Genomic DNA, 794 nt, shown 5'->3' on the forward strand with positions numbered 1-794 from the left:
TCCCGCGGGGCGCTCTGCTCCTTGAGCCGCTGGACGACTGCCGCCAACTCCAGCAGACCTTCGATGCCAATCATCGCAGCTCCAGGCCCTAACAGCTATATAGGTGCACTGTAGAAAGCTGCTTGAATTGGCCTACCGGCAGATCAAGACCTTCCAGCGTGGCCCCACGCAGGTACTGCGCTCGGCCTGCCCGGAGCTGGTCCGTCAGGAGGTCTGGGCGCACCTGGTCGTTCACCACTGCCTGGCTCGGATCGTCATGCGCTTGGCCGAAGCAGGAGGCCTCGACCCGGATCGGATCTGCTTCGTCAAGGTCCTCAAGCACGTCCGGCGTAGTGTTATCCGGCAGTGCGTCGAGACACCGGTGAAGCTGAAGATGTTTCTGACGAGCATGGCCGCCAAGGTCGGCCGCAAGCTCGACAACGGCGCTCGAAGACTACGTGAGGCCGACCGGGCGGTTCCTTAAACGCCCGGAGTCCAAGTACGGGCCCCGCTACCGAACCAGTCGGGGTCATCCCGCTGTCCGGCCCACCAGAAGAGTCCCGGTAAAGATCATCGAGCCCGTGATGATTGAGTGAGTCAAGCAACGGCATTGGGTGCCCGGCGGGAAATGGCAGACCATGACCATCAGTCCGGTCTCGGCGGCGAACGCGGCCAATTCGGCTTTCCGGAGCCGGTAGCGGTAGCTGTTCGAACCGCCCGCATCCGCGGTGATCAGCAGCCGAGACGCGCTTGGATAGTCGGCTTGGCCACGCGCCTGCCACCAGCGGCGGATCGAGGCGACCGCGAAAGCCGCG

Annotated in this window: 1 protein-coding gene and 1 pseudogene; one reads left to right on the forward strand and one right to left on the reverse strand. The window is 64.0% G+C overall.

Annotation, left to right across the window (positions count from 1 at the left end):
- The first annotated feature begins 127 nt into the window (after positions 1 to 127).
- Entirely contained in the window at positions 128 to 463 is a 336-nt protein-coding gene (locus tag ACTWPW_RS64430) for a hypothetical protein (protein WP_443175076.1), read from the forward strand.
- Between the two features lie 129 nt (positions 464 to 592).
- Here the strand turns inward: ACTWPW_RS64430 and ACTWPW_RS64435 are convergent.
- A pseudogene (locus ACTWPW_RS64435) lies at positions 593 to 794 on the reverse strand (ISAzo13-like element transposase-related protein); the annotation flags it as partial.

Origin of the sequence: Nonomuraea sp. KM90 (assembly GCF_052246675.1) — a bacterium.
In the GTDB taxonomy this organism is placed as follows: Bacteria; Actinomycetota; Actinomycetes; order Streptosporangiales; family Streptosporangiaceae; genus Nonomuraea.